The organism is Pseudomonas syringae group sp. 247E2 (assembly GCF_032587795.1).
Classification (GTDB): domain Bacteria; phylum Pseudomonadota; class Gammaproteobacteria; order Pseudomonadales; family Pseudomonadaceae; genus Aquipseudomonas; species Aquipseudomonas amygdali.
This window is the reverse complement of the sequence record NZ_JAWHPK010000011.1, coordinates 31831-52039: the sequence shown is the minus strand read 5'-3', so window position 1 is coordinate 52039 and position 20209 is coordinate 31831. Positions and strand designations below refer to the sequence as shown.

The window sequence follows — 20209 nt, the reverse complement described above, 5'->3', positions numbered from 1 at the left end:
CTTTTATCCGAATTCCGACGTTCACATGGAGCGAAAAATGGCACTCACTTTGGCAAAGAACCAGACGATCTCACTGGAGAAAACCGCTGGTACCGGCCTCAAGAAAGTCAGTATGGGCCTTGGATGGGACCCTGAAAAAGCCAGCGGTTTCTTCGGCAAGTTGCTCGGCGGTGGCGGCGGCGATATCGACCTGGATGCCTCCTGCATCATGCTCGACGCCGACAAGAAGCCCCTCGATCTGGTCTGGTTCCGCCAGTTGCAGTCGCGCGACGGTGCCATTCAGCACTCGGGTGACAACCGCACCGGCGAAGGCGCGGGCGACGATGAAACCATCAGCGTTGATCTGGAAAAACTGCCAGCCGCGGTCAAATACCTGGTGTTCACCGTCAACTCGTTCACCGGTCAGAATTTCGAAAAAGTCGCCAACGCCTACTGCCGCATTGTCGATCTGGGCAGCCGCAACGAACTGGGCCGCTTTGATCTGTCCGAGAAAGGTCAGCACACCGGCGTTGTGATGTCCTACCTGGCGCGCACCCCCGCAGGCTGGGATTTCACCGCAGTTGGTCAGGTTACCAACGGCCGTACTGCAGATGATCTGGTCGAACTGGCCATCGGAGCTGTACGCGCATGACCCAACTTGTCCCAGGCGCCAACGCGCCAGTCGCTGCCGGTCCGTTGACGGTCGAGGTCAGCTATTCCCCGCTGGCGGATGCGGATATCGACGTGTCTGCATTCCTGCTGACCGCCTCCGGCAAGGTGCGTGGCGATCAGGACATGTGTTTCTACGGCCAGAAAAGCGTCAACGGCGGTGCGGTCCAGCAGACGGAAGCGTCGGCCGGGCGTGCTGTGTTCAGTCTTGACCCGAGCCGTCTGGATTCAGTCATCGAGAAGGTCGCCCTGACGGCAACCATCTATGAGAACAAGGCCAGTTTTGGCAGCGTGTCACGGTTGGCTCTGAGCATCACTGGCGGTATCGAAGCCGATATCCCTACCAGCGGCATGAAAGAAACCGCATTGATTCTGGGCGAGTTTTATCTGCGTCAGGGCGCGTGGAAATTCCGCTGCGTCGCCCAGGGTTTTGCCGGCGGGCTTGAACCGCTGGCAAAAAACTTTGGCGTAGAGGTCGCAGCGCCCCAGGATCAACCTGCACCTGCACCTGCACCTGCACCTGCACCTGCACCTGCACCTGCACCTGCACCTGTTCCCGCGCCTGCACCCAAGTCGACCGTCAGTTTGAGCAAGATCACGCTCGACAAGACCCGTGCTTCGATCAGTCTGGAGAAATCCAGCGCCGGTTTCGGTGAGATTCGGGTCAACCTGAACTGGAACCGTCGTAACGACAGCAAGGGCGGCGGCTTCTTCTCGATGAAGAAGAGCAATGCCATCGACCTTGATGTAGGCTGCCTCTTCGAAATGCAGGACGGTCTCAAAGGCGCTGTGCAGGCGCTGGGCAATTCGTTTGGTTCGCTCAACACCGAGCCTTTCATCAAACTGATGGGCGATGACCGTACTGGCTCGATCAGTGACGGTGAGTGGCTGCATATCAATGGCGCGCACTGGAGCAAGATCCGTCGCATTCTGGTTTATGCGTTCATCTATGAAGGTGCGCCGAACTGGAAAGAAACCGACGGTGTTGTCACCATTCATGCGCCGGGCCAGCCGCCCATTGAGGTTCGCCTCAACGAAGAGGGTGGTCGTCAGGGCATGTGTGCAATTGCCTTGCTGGAAAATGACAACGGCGCAGTCAAGGTGACCCGCCGGGTGGATTTCCACAATGGCCACAGCAACATGGACAAGGCCTATGGCTGGGGCATGCGCTGGGCTGCCGGTTCCAAGTAAACAATACCGTGGTATTTCTGGGCTGGCTGTGCCGCCTCATGGGAGATAGACATGCTGGACTGGTTGAAAACAAACGCAACGGCTGCTCGCGACAAGCTGGCTTCGGAAGTTTCGAAGTTCAAGAACCGCGAATTCATGGAAGCTGTGGTTTCCGGCTGTGCGCTGGTATCGGCCGCTGACGGCGATATCAGCTCCAGTGAAAAGCAGAAAATGGCTGGCTTCATCCAGAACTCTCAGGAACTGAAAGTTTTTGACATGAAGGAAGTCATCCAGGGTTTTCAGGAAGCGTGCTCCAAGTTCGAGTTCGATTTTGAAATTGGTCGTGCCGAAGCGTTGAAAACCATCGGCAAGATCAAAAAGAAAGAAGATGCCGCCCGTTTGCTGGTGCGCGTCTGCTGTGCTATCGGTGGCGCTGATGGCAGCTTCGACGAGAAAGAGCGGGAAGTCTGCCGCACGATCTGCCGAGAGCTTGGCCTGAACCCGTCCGATTTCGACCTGTAATTTTTTACCCTAAGGAACGCAGTTAAATGGAAAGCACCTCTCTAGGCTTCCCTCCACTCACGATGGCGGTTTTCGTCGGCCTGGCCATTACGGCCATGGCTATCGACATGTTCTCCCACCGGGGAAACAAGCCGATCACCCTCGCGCAAGCCTCGGCGTGGTCGATTTTCTGGGTCGCCATTTCGCTGGCTTTTGCCGGTTTCCTGTATGTGCAGCACGGCTCCGAAGTCGCCACGCTGTTCGTTACCGGTTACGCGCTGGAAAAAGTGCTGAGCGTCGACAACCTGTTCGTGTTCATGGCGTTGTTCTCCTGGTTCAAGATCCCGGATGGCCTGCGCCACCGCGTTCTGTACTGGGGCATCATCGGTGCCATCGTCTTCCGCGGCATCTTCGTCGCCATCGGTACAGGCCTGCTGGCCCTGGGGCCGTGGGTCGAAGTGGTGTTTGCGGTCATCGTTGCCTGGACAGCCATCATGATGCTCAGAGCGGGTGATGACGACGACGAAGAAGTCGACTACTCGCAACACATGGCGTATCGCTTCGCCAAGAAACTGTTCCCGGTATGGCCGAAGCTGCACGGCAGCAACTTCTTCGTCCGTCGCTCGGTTCTGGAAGAAGAAGTCAAAAAACCGGAAAACGCCGGTATCACCCTGGCCGCCAAGGGCGCTCTGTTTGCGACCCCGTTGTTCCTGTGTCTGGTTGTGGCTGAAATCTCCGACGTGCTGTTCGCGTTCGACTCCGTGCCGGCAATCATTGCAGTGAGCCGCGAGCCGCTGATCGTGTTCTCGGCCATGCTGTTCGCGATTCTTGGTCTGCGTACCCTGTACTTCGTTCTTGAAGCCCTCAAGCGCTATCTGGTGCATCTGGAGAAAGCGGTTATCGCCTTGCTGTTCTTCATCGCCATCAAACTGGGCCTGAACGCAACCAACCACCTGTTCCACCACGGTTACGAGATCAGCGCCAATACCAGCCTGCTGGTTGTGGTCGTCGTGTTGATCATCGGTATCGTTGCAAGCCTGCTCTTCCCGGGTAAAGAAGAACCCGCTGAAGAAAAAGCGTAAACACTGGATAAAGGAGATAACCGAATCATGGCTTTGACTCTGCAAAAAGGTGGCAACCTTTCGCTGTCGAAAACCGACCCTACCCTGACCAATGTACTGATTGGTCTGGGCTGGGATCCGCGTGCCACTGACGGCCAGGAATTTGACCTGGACGCCAGCGCATTTCTGCTGGGCGCCAATGGCAAGGTCCGCAGTGAAGCTGACTTCATTTTCTACAACCAGCTCAAGAGCGCCGATGGTTCCGTCGAGCACACCGGTGACAACCGTACCGGTGCTGGTGATGGCGATGACGAAGTGCTCAAGGTCAATCTGACCAGCGTTCCTGCTGACGTGGACAAGATCGTCTTCGTTGTGACCATTCACGACGCTGACAGCCGCAAGCAGAACTTCGGTCAGGTGGGCGGCTCGTTTATCCGTGTGCTGAATGAAAAATCCAGCTCGGAAATCGTTCGCTACGACCTGGCGGAAGACGCCTCGACTGAAACCGCGATGATCTTCGCCGAGCTGTATCGCAACAATGGCGAGTGGAAGTTCCGCGCAGTGGGTAGCGGCTTCGCCGGTGGCCTGAAAGCTGTGGCCAACTCTTTCGGCATGAATTTCTGATTCGCGCCTAACCATTTTTCCAGAAAGGATTACGAACATGGCAGTAAGTCTGAGTAAAGGCGGTAACGTTTCGCTGTCGAAAGAGGCTCCGGGCCTGACAGAAATCACCGTGGGCCTGGGCTGGGATCCACGTGTTACCGATGGCACCGAGTTCGACCTGGACGCATCGGTCTTCATTGTTGGTGAAAGTGGCAAGGTGTTGGATGACAACAGCTTCATTTTCTACAACAACAAGAAATCGGCTGATGGCTCGGTCGAGCACTTGGGCGATAACCGTTCCGGCGCTGGCGATGGTGATGACGAGTCGGTAAACGTCAAACTCACCGGTCTGGCTGCTGCGGTCAAGAAGCTGGTTTTTGCGGTCACTATCCACTCGGCTGAAGAGCGCAAGCAGAGCTTTGGTCAGGTGTCCAACGCTTACATTCGCGTTGTGAACAAGGCTGACGGCAAGGAAATCGCTCGTTACGACCTGTCGGAAGACGCGTCGACCGAAACCGCGATGATTTTCGGCGAGCTCTACCGCAATGGCGACGAGTTCAAGTTCAAGGCCATTGGCCAAGGCTTTGCAGGCGGCCTGAAGCCGTTGGCAGAAGCGCACGGCGTGGCAATCGGCTAAACCCCGAGCAGCGCACGACAAAAACCCCTGCCAGCAATGGCGGGGGTTTTTTATTGGGGCTGATTACGAGGCTATCGTTGCGCACGCTCCAGCGTAGGACGCATCTTGCGACGCTCTGCATCGCAAAGAGGACGCAGAAGAGCGATAGTTGATGATCGTTCCGCACGCTCCAGCGTGGGAATGCAGTTCTCGACGCTCTGCGTCGCAAAGAGGACGCAGAGCGTCCGGAACGGCATGCGACGCGGAGCGTCGCACGATAGTTGAGATAGTTGAGATAGTTGAGATAGTTAAGATTGTTGTTCCGCAGGCTCCGGCTGGGAAAGCAGTTCTCGACGCTCTGCGTTGTACGATAGCTGAGAGCTCGATGCGTTACAAAATCCCTGCACCCTTTGCCGCTTTCAGCCAGTCGGGAAACTCTTCCATCAGCAGGTCATAAAGCTTTTCTTCCGGGATCTCGTCCAGGCGGTCGAGGGCGAAGAAGTTGCAGTTGTCGACAACGCGACCGCCCAGGTCATCAAGTTTTTCCAGAATGCCGTAACCGCGTCCGCCAAGGCCGACGAACTGCCAGAAGATCGGCAGCTTCGCCGCTTCGGTCATCAACCTTGTAATTTCGCGATCCTGATGCACGCCGCCGTCGCTGATGAACAGGATGTAGACCGGAGTCTTGTCACCGGACTTCTTGTAGTAGTCGATGACCATGCGCATTGCCTTGGGCTCATCGTTGATGCGTGCGCCCAGTTCCCAGTCTTTCCAGCCGCCATGGTCGGTTCTGATGAAGTTCTGAAAGTTGCTCAGCGTCACCGCATTCAACTGCTGTGGCTTCGCCCCGAAAGCCCAGCAGTCCAGTGCGCCGTCGTCGTCGAAATGCACAGCAAGCGGAATCAGGCGATCTACCACTTCCTGAACATGACCGCGGGTGTACTGCGGATTCATCGAACCGGACGCATCCAGTACCAGACCAACCCTGGCCTTGGTATCGGTCAGTCTGGCTTTTTCCAGGCTGACCTGAGCCTTCTTGGCCAGGCTTATCAATTGCGGCGCGGCGTCAGCGATTTTCTTTTCCAGCGAAATACGCGGGGGTGCTGCTGGCGCGGGTGCTGGAGCATCAGCCACCTCGCCGCCGAAATGCATCACCAGCGCGTCCAGCCCGGCGTTATAACCCTGCAGATTTGAGGCGATGCGCCACTCGCCGTTCTTGCGATAGATGTCGGCAACCATGATGGCTTTTTCGGCGGTGAAGGTTGCGCCGGAGAACTCACCGCGAGCCACTTCGCGGCCCTGACTGTGGATACTGAAATGGCTCGCCTGAATCTCGCTCATGGTGCCCGCACCATCGATGGACGCAGTAAATACCAAGCGCTCTATCGAGGCAGGCAAGCCCGCGAGCGATAGCTGAAAATCTCCGCCATTGACTTGTTTGACGCTGTTACAGGGGCTGCTCGGCTGATTGAAGAAAACCATGTAGCGGTCGTCCGACAGCTTGCCGTTGGCATCGACGCCGAAGCAGACGTAATCGATGACCTGTGCGGACTTGATGGCAATCGACAGGGTGAGATCAGAGCCCTGAACCAAGCTGGATAGGGGAACGCGTTGACCTTGAGTAATCTGCATGTCTCTTCCTTGGCAGTGAGGGCGCAGCATGGCCCTCGGTCGAATGGCGATGTGCTGACGTTAACGTTCGCTTCTGCCCACCCCGGCAGGCCCTGCTGCCAGCATGCGCCCGGCCAGTCGTGAGAAGGGCAGGCTTTGCAGCCACACAGTGCCAGGCCCGGTCAGCCTGGCGAAAAACACGCCTTCGCCGCCGAACAGCATCGACTTGATGCCGCCACCAACCATGCGGATATCGTAATCGACTGTCTGCGTCATGGCCGCCAGACATCCGGTATCGACATCCAGCGATTCACCTGCCGCCAGCTCGATCTTGCGCACTGTGCCGCCCATGTGCACGAATACCCAGCCGTCGCCTTCCAGCTTTTGCAGAATGAAACCTTCGCCACCGAACAGGCCAGTGAGGATTTTTTTCTGAAACTGGATACCAATGGATACACCTTTGGCACCGGCCAGAAAGCTGTCCTTCTGGCAGATCAGTTTGCCGCCGAAATCCCGCAGGTTCAGTGGCAGGATGGTGCCGGGGTAGGGCGCTGCAAACGCCACGCGTCCTTTGCCCGAACCCTGTTGCGAAAACACCGTGGTGAACAGGCTTTCGCCGGTCAGCATGCGTTTGCCTGCACCGAACAGCGAGCCCAGCAGCCCTGAAGACTGGTTGCTGCCGTCGCCGAAAATGGTTTCCATCTGCACGTCGCAGGTCTTGTACATCATTGCCCCGGCTTCGGCGACGGCGCTTTCGCCGGGATCAAGCTCCAGCTCGACAAATTGTGTTTCCGCACCGTACAGCTTGAAGTCCACGCCATCGGTGGTCTGCGCCAGGCCATAGCCGCCCGAGGCGTTCGGGTCTGGCGTGAATGAGGGACGCTTGGCAGGAGGTGCAGGTGCCGCAGGTGTGGATGCCGCCTGTGCGGGCAGCCCGGACGGCTTCGGCTGGATCATGTCTGGCGTCGGGTCCGGGAAGGGCGTCACGCCGTCCTTCTTCATGGCGCGCACCTGCGCCACCTGATAGATCGGCTGCCAGTCCGGCATGCCCTGTTTCCAGCACCATGCGCCGGGCGACTCACGGGCAATCAGCCGTGCAGCGTCCGCATCCATCGGGCCAAGCTGTCGGCCCGCATTCATCACAAACCATTGTTCCAAAGCGTCTACTCCCGAGCGAATCGTGACAGTCGTTTGTGCGCGATATCAGAGGCTCAGGCGCATGGACAGGTCCACGGCCTTCACGTCCTTGGTCATCGCACCAATGGAAATGTAATCCACACCGGTCTCGGCAATTACCCGCAGGGTGTCGTCATTGATGCCGCCGCTGGCTTCCAGACGGGCGCGGCCTGCGGTCAGACGCACGGCTTCGCGCATGTCATCGAGGCTGAGCTCATCGAGCATGATGATATTGGCACCTGCGTCCAGCGCCTGCTTGAGTTCACTCAGGCTTTCCACCTCCACTTCCACAGGCTTGCCCGGCGCAATCCGGTGGGCTGCCTCTACTGCCTGGGCAATGCCGCCACAGGCTGCGATATGGTTTTCCTTGATCAGAAACGCGTCGTACAGACCGATGCGATGGTTATGACAGCCACCGCAGGTGACGGCGTATTTTTGCGCCAGGCGCAGGCCCGGCAGTGTCTTGCGGGTGTCCAGCAATTTGACCTGGGTGCCCGAGACCATGTCTGCGAAGTACTGTGCACGCGTGGCCACACCCGAGAGCATCTGCAGAAAATTGAGCGCGCTGCGTTCGCCGGTTAGCAGCGAGCGAGCCGGACCTTCCAGGTGAAACAGCGCCTGATTCGGGCTGACCCGGTCGCCATCGGTCACCTGCCAGTGCACCGCCACGCGAGGGTCCAGTTGGCGGAAGACCGTATCGACCCATGCGGTGCCGGCGATCACCGCTGCATCGCGGGAAATGATGGTGGCCTTGGCCAGCCGTTCCGCCGGAATCAATTGGGCGGTGATATCGCCGCTGCCGACATCCTCAAGCAATGCGCGGCGCACATTGGCTTCGATCTCGGCGGTCAGGTCGGCAATTCGTAAATTCGGCATAGCGGGCTCCAGTAGCAAAGTCGTCCGAGTATAAGGCACCGCACACCGCTAACCCACCTGCGGCGATGCTCCGGTGCAGCCTTGAGAACATGCAGTTGGTCGGTTTGGCAAATTCGTTTGCGATGGAAAGCGAATATCGCGGTCTATCGCAGCATATGAGTGCCTTGTCACAGTTCCAACGACAACCATAGAAGTGTCACTGGCGTTGATGACAAGTTTTGAAAGATAATCCGACTTGTAATTGACGTCATGACTTTGACGTTTTGCAAGGCCAAGCGGGTCGCTTCACAGTGCGAGGGTAGCAAGCCACGTTTGTGATGGGGTTCAGGTTGTTTCCTGTCAGGGGGTGTAATGCCGAACGACGAAAAAGTAGTGCCGTTGAGCAAACTGCTCCCCGCGCAGGGGGCCGGTACTCCTTTGGCCCGATTACCTGTTGTGTTGTTGCAGGTCCGCGACAAGGCGGCCCAGCAGCTCAAGGATGCGTTGCAGGCGCTGTTCGACAACGCCGACGATACGCTGTTCGAAATGGCTGACCGCGCCCGCAGCAATACTGATCAGAACATCTTCTTTGAAGCCATGCGCGACCTGCGCCTCAAGCGTAAAAGTATCGAGCGTGGCTTCCTCGACAAGTTTTATGAGTCTTTTCTGGCTTTGGGCCAGTATCAGATTCACGAGCCCGTGCTGCCCACCGCCGTGTCGTTCGATAAGCTGGCGCTGGTGCATAACGATGATCTCGAGAAGACTGTGGCGGTGGATGCCATGGTCAGCAAGGTCATGAGCCGCGACAGCCTCGCGCTGGGCCAGCTCACTGCCCGCCTGAATGTTCTGATTCCGCAAACCATCGCCGAGGATGCCAACCCGTTGGGTCCGGCAATGCTGTGCCGGTTTTTCCTCGATGCAGGACGTAGCCTTGGCGTCGAGATCAAGGTCAAGCTGATCATTCTCAAGCTGTTCGAGAAATACGTCCTGGCCAATACTGACCACCTTTACAGTGAAGCCAATCAACTGCTGATTGCCACGGGTGTGTTGCCGGACATGAAAGCACTGCCGGCCCGTCGATCGTCTGATCGGGCGGCTCCCAGGAATCGCGTCTCCGAGATGTCCGATCCTGGGCTGAATGAAGCCGCCGACAAGCTCGACAAGGGGGTGCAAGAGGTTTTCTCTGCCCTGCAGGAATTGTTGCTGCAGGTTCGCGGCAACCTTGCTCCGCGTCATGAGCCCAATGCCGAGGTTCGGCCGATTTCCAGCAGGGACCTGCTGCGCCTGCTTTCTCACCTGCAGCAGTACGTCCCGTCTCAAGACACCGCAGACGATTTTGACCTGCGCAATCAGCTGGAACAGTTGCTGACCCGAGTCAACGTCAAAACCGGCAAATCCAGGATTGTTGGCGGCGGCGACGAGGATGTGATCAACCTGATTGCCATGCTCTTCGAGTTCATCCTTGATGATCGCAACCTGACGCCTTCATTGCGTGCGCTGATCGGGCGCTTGCAGATTCCGATGCTCAAAGTGGCGGTGCTCGATAAAAGCTTTTTCAGTCGCGGCAGCCATCCGGCCCGCCGCCTGCTCAACGAAATTGCCACTGCCGCGCTGGGTTGGGGCAGCCGTGATGACTATCAGCGCGACTCGCTTTATCAACGCGTCGAGCAGATCGTGCAGCGCCTGCTCAATGACTTTGTCGATGATCCGGCAATCTTCTCTGAATTGCTGGCGGATTTTCTGGCGTTCACCAGTGACGAACGTCGTCGCAGCGAGCTGCTTGAACAGCGCACCCGCGATGCCGAAGAGGGGCGCGCTCGTGCCGAACTGGCACGGCAGCAGGTGCAGCATGAGTTGAATCAGCGCCTGCTGGGCCGCACATTGCCGGAGGTGGTTGTGCGTCTGCTGCAGGAGGCCTGGAGCAAGGTGCTTCTGCTAACCTGCCTCAAGCATGGCGAAGAGTCCAGCGAATGGCAGGCCGGACTGGCAACCATGGATGAGCTGATCTGGAGCGTCGAACAACATGACGACCCCCAGGCGCTGCAGCGCTTGCTTGATCTGGTGCCCGGGCTGCTCAAGTCCCTGCGCGATGGCCTGACCAGCGCTGCGTTCGACCCGTTTGCCACCAGTGAATTCTTCAGCCAGCTGGAATCGCTGCATGTTCAGGCGTTTCAGCACTTCTCGCGCTTGCAGGAAGGCGGTGAGGATGCCCAAGGTGGTGAAACGTCGTTGACAGGCGCACAGCTCGTTGAAAGCCCGCCGATGATGGCCGTTGTTGAAGAAATCGTTCTGGTCACACCCGAAGAGCGGATGCTCAATGAGCCGACTGTGCAGCTGCCTGCCGACGATGCCGGTCTGCAGATGGTCGACAAATTGCGCGTCGGTTGCTGGGTCGAGATTCAGGAAGATGAAGAGCACAAGCTGCGCTGCAAACTGACCGCGATTGTCGAGCCGACCGGGCGCTATGTGTTCGTCAACCGAACCGGTATGAAAGTCCTGGAAAAGACCCGTATCGGTCTGGCCATCGAGTTTCGGCGCGGTGCCGTGCGGATTCTCGATGATGCGCTGCTGTTCGACCGGGCACTGGAGTCGGTCATCAGCAACCTGCGCAAGCTCAAGGGTGCCTGATCGTTATCTGATTGACCGTCTTGCCGACGCTCCGCGTTGGCATGCAGTTCGACGATCTGCGTCACACGTCTCTGGTGTGTAGAGCGTGTTTCCTACACCGCGGGTCAACGGCTAAACCTCCACATCCATTCCTGTCGCGGGCATAATCAGCGCCACTTATCCGCCCGTTCAAGGAGCGCTCATGCAACTGGACTCCGCAAGCGGCTGGTGCGATGGCGTACAGCATTGCCCTTCACCCAACTTCAATGCGCGACCCGAAGGCGAAATCTCGCTGCTGGTCATCCACAACATCAGTCTGCCGCCTGCGCAATTCAAGACCGGCAAAGTGCAGGCTTTCTTTCAGAACCAGCTCGACAGCACCGAGCATCCCTACTTTGTGGGGATTGCCGATCTGCGCGTTTCAGCGCATTTTCTGATTGAACGTGATGGCGAGGTCATTCAGTTCGTCTCCTGTCTTGATCGCGCGTGGCACGCAGGGGTTTCCAGTTTTCAAGGGCGTGAGGGCTGTAATGACTTCTCTGTCGGCATTGAGCTGGAAGGAACTGACGAGCAGCCGTTCACCGAGGCGCAGTACGACGCTCTGATCGAGCTGACGCGTCAATTGCGTCGGGCTTTCGTGGCAATCACCCCCGAGCGCATCTGCGGTCACAGTGACATAGCGCCGGGACGCAAGACTGACCCTGGCCCCTTTTTTGACTGGGCCAGGTTCCAAGCGGCTTTGCTGGATTGATGTGAGGGACGAACAATGAGTTTTCTGGTGCTACTGCTGGCCGTTCTTGTCGAGAAGTTTTCGGCTCTGCGTCAGCGCGTTCAGCGTGACGGGCCCTGGCTGAAGGAGCTGGCCAGGCTCGAAGCCAGCCCGCGGACGGCGGCACGTCCCTGGGTCATGCTGGCGCTGCTGGTTCTAGTGCCTGTCCTGCTGCTGCAACTGGCACTGACCATCATCGGCTCGGTGGCTTACGGCTGGCTGGTCCTGCCTATCCACCTGCTGGTGCTGATCTACAGCCTGGGTCGGGTTGACCTGATCGCGGTACTCGGGCCGTTTCGTGATGCCTGCAGGCGTGGTGATACGCAGGCTGCGGTGCACGTGGCCGGTCGCGACATGGGTGTGCAGGCAGATAACGGCGAGCAATTGCTGCACGGCGTGCAGGGCTACATGCTCTGGCAGGCGTTTCAGAGTTTCTTCGCCGTTATTTTCTGGTATTTCGTGCTCGGCCCGGTAGCGGCATTGGCCTACAGGCTGTTGGCGCTTGCCGCTGAACAGGGCACGACACCTGCACTGGTAGAGCGGGCAGGGCAACTGCGCCACGCCTTTGAATGGGTGCCGGTCAGGCTGCTCGCCGCAAGCTTTGCGCTGGTCGGCAACTTTGTAGCCGTGAGTCGCGTGATGTTGCACGAGCTGCTCAACTGGAATATCAGTGCCGCACAGCTGATTACGCGTGTGGGTTGCGCTGCCAGCGAGGTGCCGCCGCCGGTGATCGGTCCGCAAGGTGTCACCAGTCTCGACATGCTCTGGGAGCTGCTGGTTCGTGCTGCAATTGTCTGGTACGCAGGATTTGCGTTGTGGACTCTGCTGCGCTGATTCGGCTCGGCAGTTTTGACACAACGATTTTGACTTATGCGCTGGCCGTACGAGGCCAGCCGAACAGCTCGCAGGCGTTCTCGGTGCTCGCCTGGGCCAGGCGCTCCGAGGGGATCTTCATCAGGTCGGCGAGCGCTTGGCAAATGTCAGGCAAGTGCTGCGGGCTGTTGCGCGAGTAGGGATGCATGGCAGGTGCCATGTCCGGTGAGTCGGTTTCCAGCACGACGCTGTCCAGCGGCAGCTCGGCGATGACACGATGCATGCGCAGCGCCTGGGGCCATGTCGCTGCGCCGCCGAGGCCCAGTTTGAAACCCAGCTTTATGTATTCACGCGCCTCTTCACGACTGCCTGCAAAGGCATGAACGATGCCGCTGCGTTTGAGTTTGTGGCGTTTGAGGGCGGCAATTACGTCAGCGTGACTGCGGCGCACATGCAGCAGGGCGGGCAGCTTGAAGTCTGATGCCAATTGCAGTTGTGCTTCAAAGAGCTCCTGCTGACGTGGCTTGTCCGGATGCTCGACGTAATAATCCAGACCGATCTCGCCCACTGCACACAGCTGCGGATGGCCTTGTAGACGCGTCAGCCAGTCCGCCAGCTCGTTCAGATGTTCGGTCCGGTGCTCATCGATATACACCGGATGCAGCCCGAAAGCTGCGTGCAGGGCAGGGTTTGCTTCGGTCAGCTCCCACAGCCGCTGCCAGTTGCGCTGATACACCCCAAGCACCACGATGCGCTGCACGTCGAGTGCCAGGCAGCTATCCAGGACCTGGGCGCGGTCGGCATCGAAATCCGCAAAGTCCAGGTGGGTGTGGGTATCGATCAGCGTCACATTCACACCTCGTGAATACGTTGCTTGAAGGCGCGTGCAATGGCATGCACACCAGGCTGATAAGTATCCTTCTCGATAGCGGCCAGGGCTAGTCGCAGCGCCGTGTCGGCGATCAACTGATGCTGCTGGGCCATGGCATTGACGGGCAGCGGCAGGAAGTCCAGCAGTTGTGTATCGCCGAAGGTTCCCAGATGCAATTGAGTCGATTGCAGTGCCTGACTTTGCAGCACATCGAACACGCCTTGCAGCAGCACATAGGACGTGGTGATCAGCGCATCGGGAAAATGCCCCTCACGCTGTAGCATCTCGGTCATCAAACGCTGGCCACACTGACGGCTGAACGCTTCGCCGTGCTCGATGATGGTGGCCCCGGTAAAGCCGTCGAGTGCATGTTCGAAGCCTGCGGCACGTGCGCGACTGATGCTCAGCTCAGGGCGTGCTCCGATCAGGGCGATGTGTCGCGGTCGGGTTTGCAAGAGGCTGCGGGTCAGTTGAAGGCTTGCGTCATGGTCGTCGCTGACTACCGAGCAGAAAAATTCGGGATTCATTTCCCGGTCGATGGCGATGATCGGCATGCCCTTGAGCTGCAAGTCGCGGTAGCTGTCGTCATCAGGTGGCAAGCAACTGGCGACCAGTAGCGCATCGCAACGGCGTGCACGGAAAAGCTGCAAGAGCTGTAGTTCGCTGACCGGGTCGTCATCGGAGCTGGCAATCAGCAGTTGATAGCCGAGACTGCGCGCGCCTTGTTCAAGCAGTTTGGCGATGCGCGCATAGCTGGGGTTTTCCAGGTCCGGCAGGATGAAGCCCAGCGTTTTGCTATGACGGCTGCGCAGGCCCGCCGCTTGTGGGTTGGGTCGGAAGTCGTGCTGCTCGACCACTGCCTTGACGCGTTCGACCGTTGCCGGGCTGATGCGTTGTTGTTCGGCCTTGCCATTGATCACGTAACTGGCCGTAGTGACAGAAACACCTGCCAGACGTGCGATATCGCTCAGTTTCACCCCGAAATTTCCTTTAGTCAGGTAAGTGGCTCTGGACAGTCGAATTATTTTTGCTATGACGATGATCTTTACACCAGACCGTAGGAAATTCCCATGTGCTTCAAGTATTTTGGGAAGTGTCCCACAGTGATCAGACCGACTGGGCTTCAATGAATCCCCAGAATCGAGTAACGTGCCGGGCAATTGTAGATTAAACGATTCAGCACGCCTGTTGTCTGCTGCAATCGAGATGAAAGTGATGTCCGATACGATGTCCGGACAAGCATCGCTTGCATCCCCCAAGCTGTCGATCACGTGATCGTCATTAAAACAAGAATCAGGTGGCGCCTTGGCGCTGCACAGGAGTCAAGGCAATGCTCGAACTCACTCTGGAGCAAATATCCATGGCCCGGTCGGCTGTGGATAAAACTGCCGCACTTAAGCTGATTGCCGACCACCTGGTCGCTGATGGCCTGGTTGCCGAGGGCTACCTCACCGGGCTGATGAGCCGTGAGCAGCAGGGCTCGACCTTTCTCGGTCAGGGCATCGCCATCCCGCACGGTACTCCCGAAACCCGCGATCTGGTGGTTACCACCGGTGTGCGTCTGATGCAGTTCCCCGAAGGGGTGGACTGGGGCGACGGGCAAATGGTCTATCTGGCGATTGGTATTGCGGCCAAGTCCGATGAGCACTTGCGTCTGCTGCAACTGTTGACCCGCGCATTGGGTGAAGAGGATCTGGGCCAGGCGCTGCGCGAAGCCAGGACGCCGGAAGACCTGCTCAAATTGTTGCAGGGCGCACCTCAGGAACTGGCGCTCGACGCACAGATGATCAGCCTCGGCGTATCGGCCGACGATTTTGAAGAACTGGTCTGGCGCGGCGCACGCCTGCTGCGCAAAGCCGACTGCGTGAGCAACGGGTTCGCTGCCGTGCTGCAGCAGGTTGAAGCGTTGTCGCTGGGTGATGGCCTGTGGTGGCTGCACAGCGAGCAAACCGTCAAACGTCCTGGTCTGGCGTTCGTCACGCCGGACAAACCTATCCGCTATCTGGGCCAGCCGCTGACCGGTCTGTTCTGTCTCGCCAGTCTGGGTGAGGCGCATCAGGCGCTGCTGGAGCGTCTGTGCCTGTTGCTGATCGAAGGCCGTGGTCATGAGTTGGGCCACGCCACCAACAGTCGCGTTGTACTGGAAGCCCTGGGCGGCGAAGTGCCTGCCGAATGGCCGACCCAGCGCGTCCAGCTGGCCAACGCCCACGGCCTGCACGCCCGTCCGGCGAAGATACTGGCGCAACTGGCCAAGGAGTTTGACGGCGAGATCCGCATGCGCGTGCTGGAAAGCGGTGAATCTGCGGTGTCGGCCAAGAGCCTGAGCAAGCTGCTCAGCCTCGGTGCGCGCCGTGGTCAGACGCTGGAATTCATTGCCGAGCCGAGCATCGCCGACGACGCGTTGCCAGCCCTGATCGCCGCAGTGGAGCAGGGCCTGGGTGAAGAAGTCGAACCGTTGCCCGTTGCTTCAGAGGCTCAAGCTGCGCCAGCGCCTGCTGCTGTAGCCAAGCCGCTCAACGCCCCGGCTGCCGGCAGCGTGTTGCAGGCCGTGCCTGCTTCGCCGGGCATTGCTATCGGCCCGGCCCACGTTCAGGTGCTGCAAAGCTTTGATTATCCGCAGCAGGGTGAGTCTGTGGCTGCCGAACGCGAGCGTCTGCACAAGGCGATCGGTGAAGTCCGCAGCGACATCGAAAACCTCATTCAGCGCAGCAAGTCCAAGGCCATCCGGGAAATCTTCATCACCCACCAGGAGATGCTCGAAGACCCGGAACTGACCAACGAAGTCGAGGCGCGCCTCAACAACGACGAAAGTGCGGCCGCGGCCTGGGCCACGGTCATCGAGACCGCTGCCGTTCAGCAGGAACAACTGCAGGACGCACTGCTGGCCGAGCGTGCCGCCGACCTGCGTGATGTGGGGCGTCGCGTGCTGGCGCAGATCTGCGGCGTCGAAACCGTTGCGGCCCCGGACGAACCTTACATTCTGGTGATGGACGAAGTCGGCCCATCCGACGTAGCCCGTCTGGACCCGGCGCAGGTCGCTGGCATCCTCACCGCCCGTGGCGGCGCGACCGCGCACAGTGCCATCGTGGCGCGTGCGTTGGGCATTCCCGCACTGGTCGGTGCCGGTGACGAGGTGTTGCTGTTCAAGCCAGGCACCGTGCTGCTGCTCGACAGCCAGCGCGGGCGGCTGACCGTCGCACCTGACGAAGCAACCTTGCAGCGCGCCGCTCAGGACCGTGATGCCCGCGAAGAGCGCCTCAAGGCCGCAGCGGCAGCGCGTATGGAGCCTGCTGTGACGCGTGATGGGCATGCCGTCGAAGTCTTCGCCAATATCGGCGACAGCACCGGGACGCCAGCGGCTGTGGAGCAGGGCGCGGAAGGCGTTGGCCTGCTACGCACCGAGCTGCTGTTCATGGCGCATTCTCAGGCCCCCGATGAAGCCACGCAGGAAGCTGAATACCGTCGCGTGCTGACTGATCTGGGTGGCCGCCCGCTGGTGGTGCGTACGCTGGACGTGGGTGGCGACAAACCACTGCCTTACTGGCCGATCGCCAAAGAAGAAAACCCGTTCCTTGGCGTACGCGGTATCCGCCTGACCCTGCAACGCCCGGATGTCATGGAAAGCCAGTTGCGCGCCCTGTTACGCGCGGCAGACAGCGGCCCGCTGCGCATCATGTTCCCAATGATCGGCACGCTTGAAGAGTGGCGTCAGGCGCGGGAAATGACCGAGCGGTTGCGCGAGGAGATTCCGGTCAGCGACCTGCAACTGGGGATCATGATCGAAGTGCCATCGGCGGCTCTGATTGCCCCGGTGCTGGCCAAGGAAGTGGACTTCTTCAGCATCGGCACCAACGACCTGACGCAGTACACAATGGCCATCGACCGCGGCCATCCGACTCTTTCGGCTCAGGCTGACGGCCTGCACCCATCGGTGCTGCAACTGATCGACATGACCGTGCGCGCTGCGCATGCCAACGGCAAATGGGTGGGCGTGTGCGGCGAACTGGCCGCCGACCCGCTGGCGGTGCCGATTCTGGTCGGGCTGGGCGTGGATGAATTGAGTGTCTCGGCGCGCAGCATTGGCGAGGTCAAGGCGTGCGTGCGTGAGCTGACCCTGAGCAGCGCGCAACAACTGGCGCAAAATGCGCTGACGGCGGGCAGCGCCGCCGAAGTTCGCGCGCTTGTGGAGGCTGTGTAATGGCTAAGATTCTTACCCTGACCATGAACCCGGCGCTGGACCTGACTGTGCAGTTGGGCCAGCTGGAACTGGGCCAGGTCAACCGCAGCAATGCAATGCTCACTCACGCAGCGGGCAAAGGCCTGAATGTGGCGCAGGTGCTGGCTGACCTGGGCCACGACCTGACCGTTGCCGGTTTTCTCGGTGTCGACAACCAGCAAGCGTTCGAGGCGTTGTTCGAACGTCGCAACTTTGTTGACGAGTTTGTCCGTGTGCCGGGAGAAACCCGCAGCAATATCAAGCTGGCCGAAGGCAGTGGCCGCATCACCGACCTCAACGGTCCTGGCCCGCAGGTCAGTGAAGAGGCACAGCAAGCGCTGTTCGCCCGTGTGCAACAGATTGCATCAGGTTTCGACGTTGTGGTCGTTGCTGGCAGCCTGCCGCGTGGTGTCACGCCGGAGTGGCTGCACAAACTGCTGGTGATGCTCAAGGACCTCGGTCTGAAAGTAGCGCTGGACAGCAGCGGCCTGGCCCTGCGCGCCGGTCTTACCGCCGGGCCGTGGCTGATCAAGCCCAACACCGAAGAACTGGCCGATGCGCTCGACGCACCGATCATTTCCATCGCCGCGCAAGCCGAAGTGGCTGCTCGCCTGCACACGCAGGGCATCGAGCATGTAGTGATCTCTCAGGGCTCTGAAGGCGTGCACTGGTTCAGTCCAAGTGTGGCGCTGCACTCGCTGCCGCCCAAGGTCACGGTGGCCAGCACGGTCGGTGCGGGTGACTCGCTGCTGGCAGGCATGGTGCACGGCTTGATCACCGGTCAAGAGCCGCAGAAGACCTTGCGCACTGCCACAGCGATTGCCGCCATGGCAGTGACCCAGATCGGTTTCGGTATCACCGATGCCGCGCAACTCAAACGGCTTGAAGGCGGCGTCACTGTACGCAGCCTTTCAGAACAATAAGAGAGGATCGTCATGAAGTTAGCCATAGTTACGGCCTGCCCGAACGGCAAGGTCAGCAGCGTACTCAGCGCACGATTGCTCGAAGCGGCGGCATTGCGCCAGGGCTGGGAAACCAGCGTCGAAATCATCGATCCCAACAAATCGGACCAGCAGTTGTCCGCTCAGGACATCGAAGCCGCCGACCTCGTTCTGGTGGTCAATACCGGTCCTGTGGATTTGAGCCGCTTTGTCGGCAAACGTCTTTTTCAGGATTCGCCTGCCCATGCGTTGCAGGACGTCGACGGTTTTCTGCAACGCGCCGAGCGAGAAGCGCAGGTGCATGCGGCGTCTGAGGCGGTCACGCCTCAAGCAGCCGATAGCTCGGGTGCGCAGCCGCGCATTGTTGCGATCACCGCCTGCCCGACCGGGGTTGCGCACACGTTCATGGCCGCCGAAGCCATCCAGCAAGCAGCCAAGCGTCTGAATTACGACCTTCAAGTCGAAACCCAGGGCTCGGTCGGCGCGCGCAACCCGCTCAGCGCCAAGGCCATTGCCGAGGCTGACGTGGTGCTGCTGGCGGCAGATATCGAAGTCAATACTGATCGTTTTGCAGGCAAGAAAATCTACCGGTGTGGCACCGGGATCGCGCTCAAGCAGTCCGAAGCAACATTGAAAAAAGCCTTGGCAGAAGGTCAGGTAGAGTCTGACGAGGCTGCTGCCCAATCACCTGCCAGGCAAGAAAAGGCAGGTGTGTACAAGCACCTGCTGACCGGTGTTTCGTTCATGCTGCCGATGGTGGTGGCAGGCGGTCTGTTGATCGCCCTGTCGTTTGTGTTCGGCATTACCGCGTTCAAAGAGCAAGGCACGCTGGCGGCAGCCTTGATGCAGATCGGCGGGGAAGCTGCGTTCAAACTCATGGTGCCACTGCTGGCCGGTTACATCGCGTATTCGATTGCTGATCGCCCGGGGCTTGCGCCTGGCATGATCGGTGGTCTGCTGGCGAGTACGCTGGGGGCCGGCTTCATTGGCGGTATCATTGCCGGTTTTCTGGCCGGTTACAGCGCTGCGGCGATCAACCGCTATGCACGCCTGCCAGCCAGCGTCGAAGCGCTCAAGCCGATTCTGATCATCCCGTTGCTGTCGAGCCTGTTCACCGGTCTGGTGATGATCTACGTGGTCGGCAAGCCGGTTGCGGGCATGCTGGAAGCGTTGACACACTTCCTCGACAGCATGGGTACCACCAACGCCATTCTGCTGGGCGTGGTGCTGGGTGCAATGATGTGCGTCGACCTTGGCGGGCCGATCAACAAGGCGTCCTATGCGTTCTCGGTCGGTCTGCTGGCGTCCCAGAGCTACGCGCCGATGGCCACTGCCATGGCTGCCGGTATGGTGCCGCCCATCGGTATGGGCATCGCCACGATTCTGGCCCGTCGCAAGTTTGCCCAGAGCGAGCGAGAGGCAGGCAAGGCGGCGTTCGTGCTGGGGCTGTGCTTTATTTCCGAAGGCGCCATTCCGTTTGCCGCCAAGGATCCGTTGCGGGTGATTCCGGCCAGTGTCGTGGGTGGCGCGCTGACCGGTGCATTGTCGATGTACTTCGGCTGCAAACTGATGGCGCCACACGGCGGCCTGTTTGTGATGCTGATCCCCAACGCCATAAACCATGCGCTGTTGTATCTGCTGGCGATTATCGCCGGTAGCGTGCTGACCGGCGTGGTCTACGCGCTGATCAAGCGTCCAGAGCCGGTGGACATGGAAGTGGCGCCCGCAGGCGCCTGATTAAGATAGTAAGC

17 protein-coding genes are annotated in these 20209 nt (G+C 59.4%); 12 read left to right on the top strand and 5 right to left on the bottom strand.

Annotation, left to right across the window (positions count from 1 at the left end):
• The first annotated feature begins 37 nt into the window (after positions 1-37).
• The 6 genes from RYC18_RS13275 to RYC18_RS13250 are packed head-to-tail and all read left to right on the top strand — an operon-like array spanning position 38 to position 4620.
• On the top strand, positions 38-631 hold the full coding sequence (locus RYC18_RS13275) for a TerD family protein (protein WP_005757133.1): 594 nt from the start codon (positions 38-40) through the stop codon (positions 629-631).
• Entirely contained in the window at positions 628-1839 is a 1212-nt protein-coding gene (locus tag RYC18_RS13270) for a TerD family protein (RefSeq protein ID WP_316886219.1), read from the top strand. Before RYC18_RS13275 ends, RYC18_RS13270 begins: the two co-directional genes overlap by 4 nt.
• A 51-nt stretch (positions 1840-1890) precedes the next feature.
• Positions 1891-2340, top strand: coding sequence for a tellurite resistance TerB family protein (locus RYC18_RS13265; RefSeq protein ID WP_002552036.1), 450 nt, complete (start codon positions 1891-1893; stop codon positions 2338-2340).
• 26 nt (positions 2341-2366) lie between these two features.
• Positions 2367-3401 (top strand): TerC/Alx family metal homeostasis membrane protein, encoded by a 1035-nt coding sequence (locus RYC18_RS13260; RefSeq protein WP_004663703.1) that lies wholly within the window; start codon positions 2367-2369, stop codon positions 3399-3401.
• 27 nt (positions 3402-3428) lie between these two features.
• The gene (locus RYC18_RS13255) at positions 3429-4004 is read left to right on the top strand and encodes a TerD family protein (RefSeq protein WP_002552038.1); all 576 of its coding nucleotides are present in this window, start codon (positions 3429-3431) and stop codon (positions 4002-4004) included.
• A 37-nt stretch (positions 4005-4041) separates the two neighbouring features.
• Entirely contained in the window at positions 4042-4620 is a 579-nt protein-coding gene (locus RYC18_RS13250; RefSeq protein ID WP_002552039.1) for a TerD family protein, read from the top strand.
• 369 nt (positions 4621-4989) lie between these two features.
• Here the strand turns inward: RYC18_RS13250 and RYC18_RS13245 are convergent, their stop codons facing one another.
• Genes RYC18_RS13245 through nadC form a run of 3 tightly spaced genes read right to left on the bottom strand, consistent with a single transcriptional unit; the run spans position 4990 to position 8262 of the window.
• Entirely contained in the window at positions 4990-6231 is a 1242-nt protein-coding gene (locus RYC18_RS13245; RefSeq protein ID WP_316886218.1) for a VWA domain-containing protein, read from the bottom strand.
• Between the two features lie 60 nt (positions 6232-6291).
• Positions 6292-7368, bottom strand: a complete 1077-nt coding sequence (locus RYC18_RS13240; RefSeq protein ID WP_004667371.1) for a TIGR00266 family protein — start codon at positions 7366-7368, stop codon at positions 6292-6294.
• A 45-nt stretch (positions 7369-7413) separates the two neighbouring features.
• Positions 7414-8262: a carboxylating nicotinate-nucleotide diphosphorylase gene (gene nadC, locus RYC18_RS13235; protein ID WP_005745503.1), complete on the bottom strand. Its 849-nt coding sequence runs from the start codon at positions 8260-8262 to the stop codon at positions 7414-7416.
• A gap of 351 nt (positions 8263-8613) precedes the next feature.
• Between nadC and RYC18_RS13230 the strand changes: the two genes are divergently transcribed.
• From RYC18_RS13230 to ampE, 3 genes are all read left to right on the top strand, one after another.
• Positions 8614-10869: a DUF1631 domain-containing protein gene (locus RYC18_RS13230; protein ID WP_005745504.1), complete on the top strand. Its 2256-nt coding sequence runs from the start codon at positions 8614-8616 to the stop codon at positions 10867-10869.
• A gap of 181 nt (positions 10870-11050) precedes the next feature.
• The gene (gene ampD / locus RYC18_RS13225; RefSeq protein ID WP_004658638.1) at positions 11051-11599 is read left to right on the top strand and encodes a 1,6-anhydro-N-acetylmuramyl-L-alanine amidase AmpD; all 549 of its coding nucleotides are present in this window, start codon (positions 11051-11053) and stop codon (positions 11597-11599) included.
• A gap of 15 nt (positions 11600-11614) precedes the next feature.
• The gene (ampE, locus tag RYC18_RS13220; protein WP_005745505.1) at positions 11615-12451 is read left to right on the top strand and encodes a regulatory signaling modulator protein AmpE; all 837 of its coding nucleotides are present in this window, start codon (positions 11615-11617) and stop codon (positions 12449-12451) included.
• A gap of 34 nt (positions 12452-12485) precedes the next feature.
• Here ampE and RYC18_RS13215 read toward each other — a convergent pair whose 3' ends face one another.
• Positions 12486-13286, bottom strand: coding sequence for a TatD family hydrolase (locus RYC18_RS13215; RefSeq protein WP_005745506.1), 801 nt, complete (start codon positions 13284-13286; stop codon positions 12486-12488).
• Positions 13283-14278 (bottom strand): catabolite repressor/activator, encoded by a 996-nt coding sequence (gene cra / locus RYC18_RS13210; protein WP_004658635.1) that lies wholly within the window; start codon positions 14276-14278, stop codon positions 13283-13285. The genes RYC18_RS13215 and cra overlap by 4 nt, the downstream gene beginning before the upstream one ends.
• Positions 14279-14631: 353 nt before the next feature.
• On the opposite strand from cra, the gene ptsP reads away from it, so the two are divergent.
• From ptsP to RYC18_RS13195, 3 genes are read left to right on the top strand one after another with little or no spacing between them, the layout of a single operon-like run.
• Complete coding sequence (ptsP, locus tag RYC18_RS13205; protein ID WP_005745507.1) at positions 14632-17499, top strand: phosphoenolpyruvate--protein phosphotransferase; 2868 nt, start codon at positions 14632-14634, stop codon at positions 17497-17499.
• The gene (pfkB, locus tag RYC18_RS13200; protein WP_005745508.1) at positions 17499-18440 is read left to right on the top strand and encodes a 1-phosphofructokinase; all 942 of its coding nucleotides are present in this window, start codon (positions 17499-17501) and stop codon (positions 18438-18440) included. Before ptsP ends, pfkB begins: the two co-directional genes overlap by 1 nt.
• A 12-nt stretch (positions 18441-18452) precedes the next feature.
• A complete protein-coding gene (locus tag RYC18_RS13195) occupies positions 18453-20195 on the top strand; it encodes a PTS fructose-like transporter subunit IIB (protein WP_016981148.1) in 1743 nt (580 codons plus the stop codon).
• The last annotated feature ends 14 nt before the right edge of the window (positions 20196-20209 follow it).

What these genes read in the sequence shown, in the direction of transcription:
- RYC18_RS13275 (WP_005757133.1), top strand. Translation starts at nt 38, where the DNA reads ATGGCACTCACTTTGGCAAAGAACCAGACGATCTCACTGGAGAAAACC.
- RYC18_RS13270 (WP_316886219.1), top strand. Translation starts at nt 628, where the DNA reads ATGACCCAACTTGTCCCAGGCGCCAACGCGCCAGTCGCTGCCGGTCCG.
- RYC18_RS13265 (WP_002552036.1), top strand. Translation starts at nt 1,891, where the DNA reads ATGCTGGACTGGTTGAAAACAAACGCAACGGCTGCTCGCGACAAGCTG.
- RYC18_RS13260 (WP_004663703.1), top strand. Translation starts at nt 2,367, where the DNA reads ATGGAAAGCACCTCTCTAGGCTTCCCTCCACTCACGATGGCGGTTTTC.
- RYC18_RS13255 (WP_002552038.1), top strand. Translation starts at nt 3,429, where the DNA reads ATGGCTTTGACTCTGCAAAAAGGTGGCAACCTTTCGCTGTCGAAAACC.
- RYC18_RS13250 (WP_002552039.1), top strand. Translation starts at nt 4,042, where the DNA reads ATGGCAGTAAGTCTGAGTAAAGGCGGTAACGTTTCGCTGTCGAAAGAG.
- RYC18_RS13245 (WP_316886218.1), bottom strand. Translation starts at nt 6,231, where the DNA reads ATGCAGATTACTCAAGGTCAACGCGTTCCCCTATCCAGCTTGGTTCAG.
- nadC (WP_005745503.1), bottom strand. Translation starts at nt 8,262, where the DNA reads ATGCCGAATTTACGAATTGCCGACCTGACCGCCGAGATCGAAGCCAAT.
- RYC18_RS13230 (WP_005745504.1), top strand. Translation starts at nt 8,614, where the DNA reads ATGCCGAACGACGAAAAAGTAGTGCCGTTGAGCAAACTGCTCCCCGCG.
- ampD (WP_004658638.1), top strand. Translation starts at nt 11,051, where the DNA reads ATGCAACTGGACTCCGCAAGCGGCTGGTGCGATGGCGTACAGCATTGC.
- ampE (WP_005745505.1), top strand. Translation starts at nt 11,615, where the DNA reads ATGAGTTTTCTGGTGCTACTGCTGGCCGTTCTTGTCGAGAAGTTTTCG.
- ptsP (WP_005745507.1), top strand. Translation starts at nt 14,632, where the DNA reads ATGCTCGAACTCACTCTGGAGCAAATATCCATGGCCCGGTCGGCTGTG.
- pfkB (WP_005745508.1), top strand. Translation starts at nt 17,499, where the DNA reads ATGGCTAAGATTCTTACCCTGACCATGAACCCGGCGCTGGACCTGACT.
- RYC18_RS13195 (WP_016981148.1), top strand. Translation starts at nt 18,453, where the DNA reads ATGAAGTTAGCCATAGTTACGGCCTGCCCGAACGGCAAGGTCAGCAGC.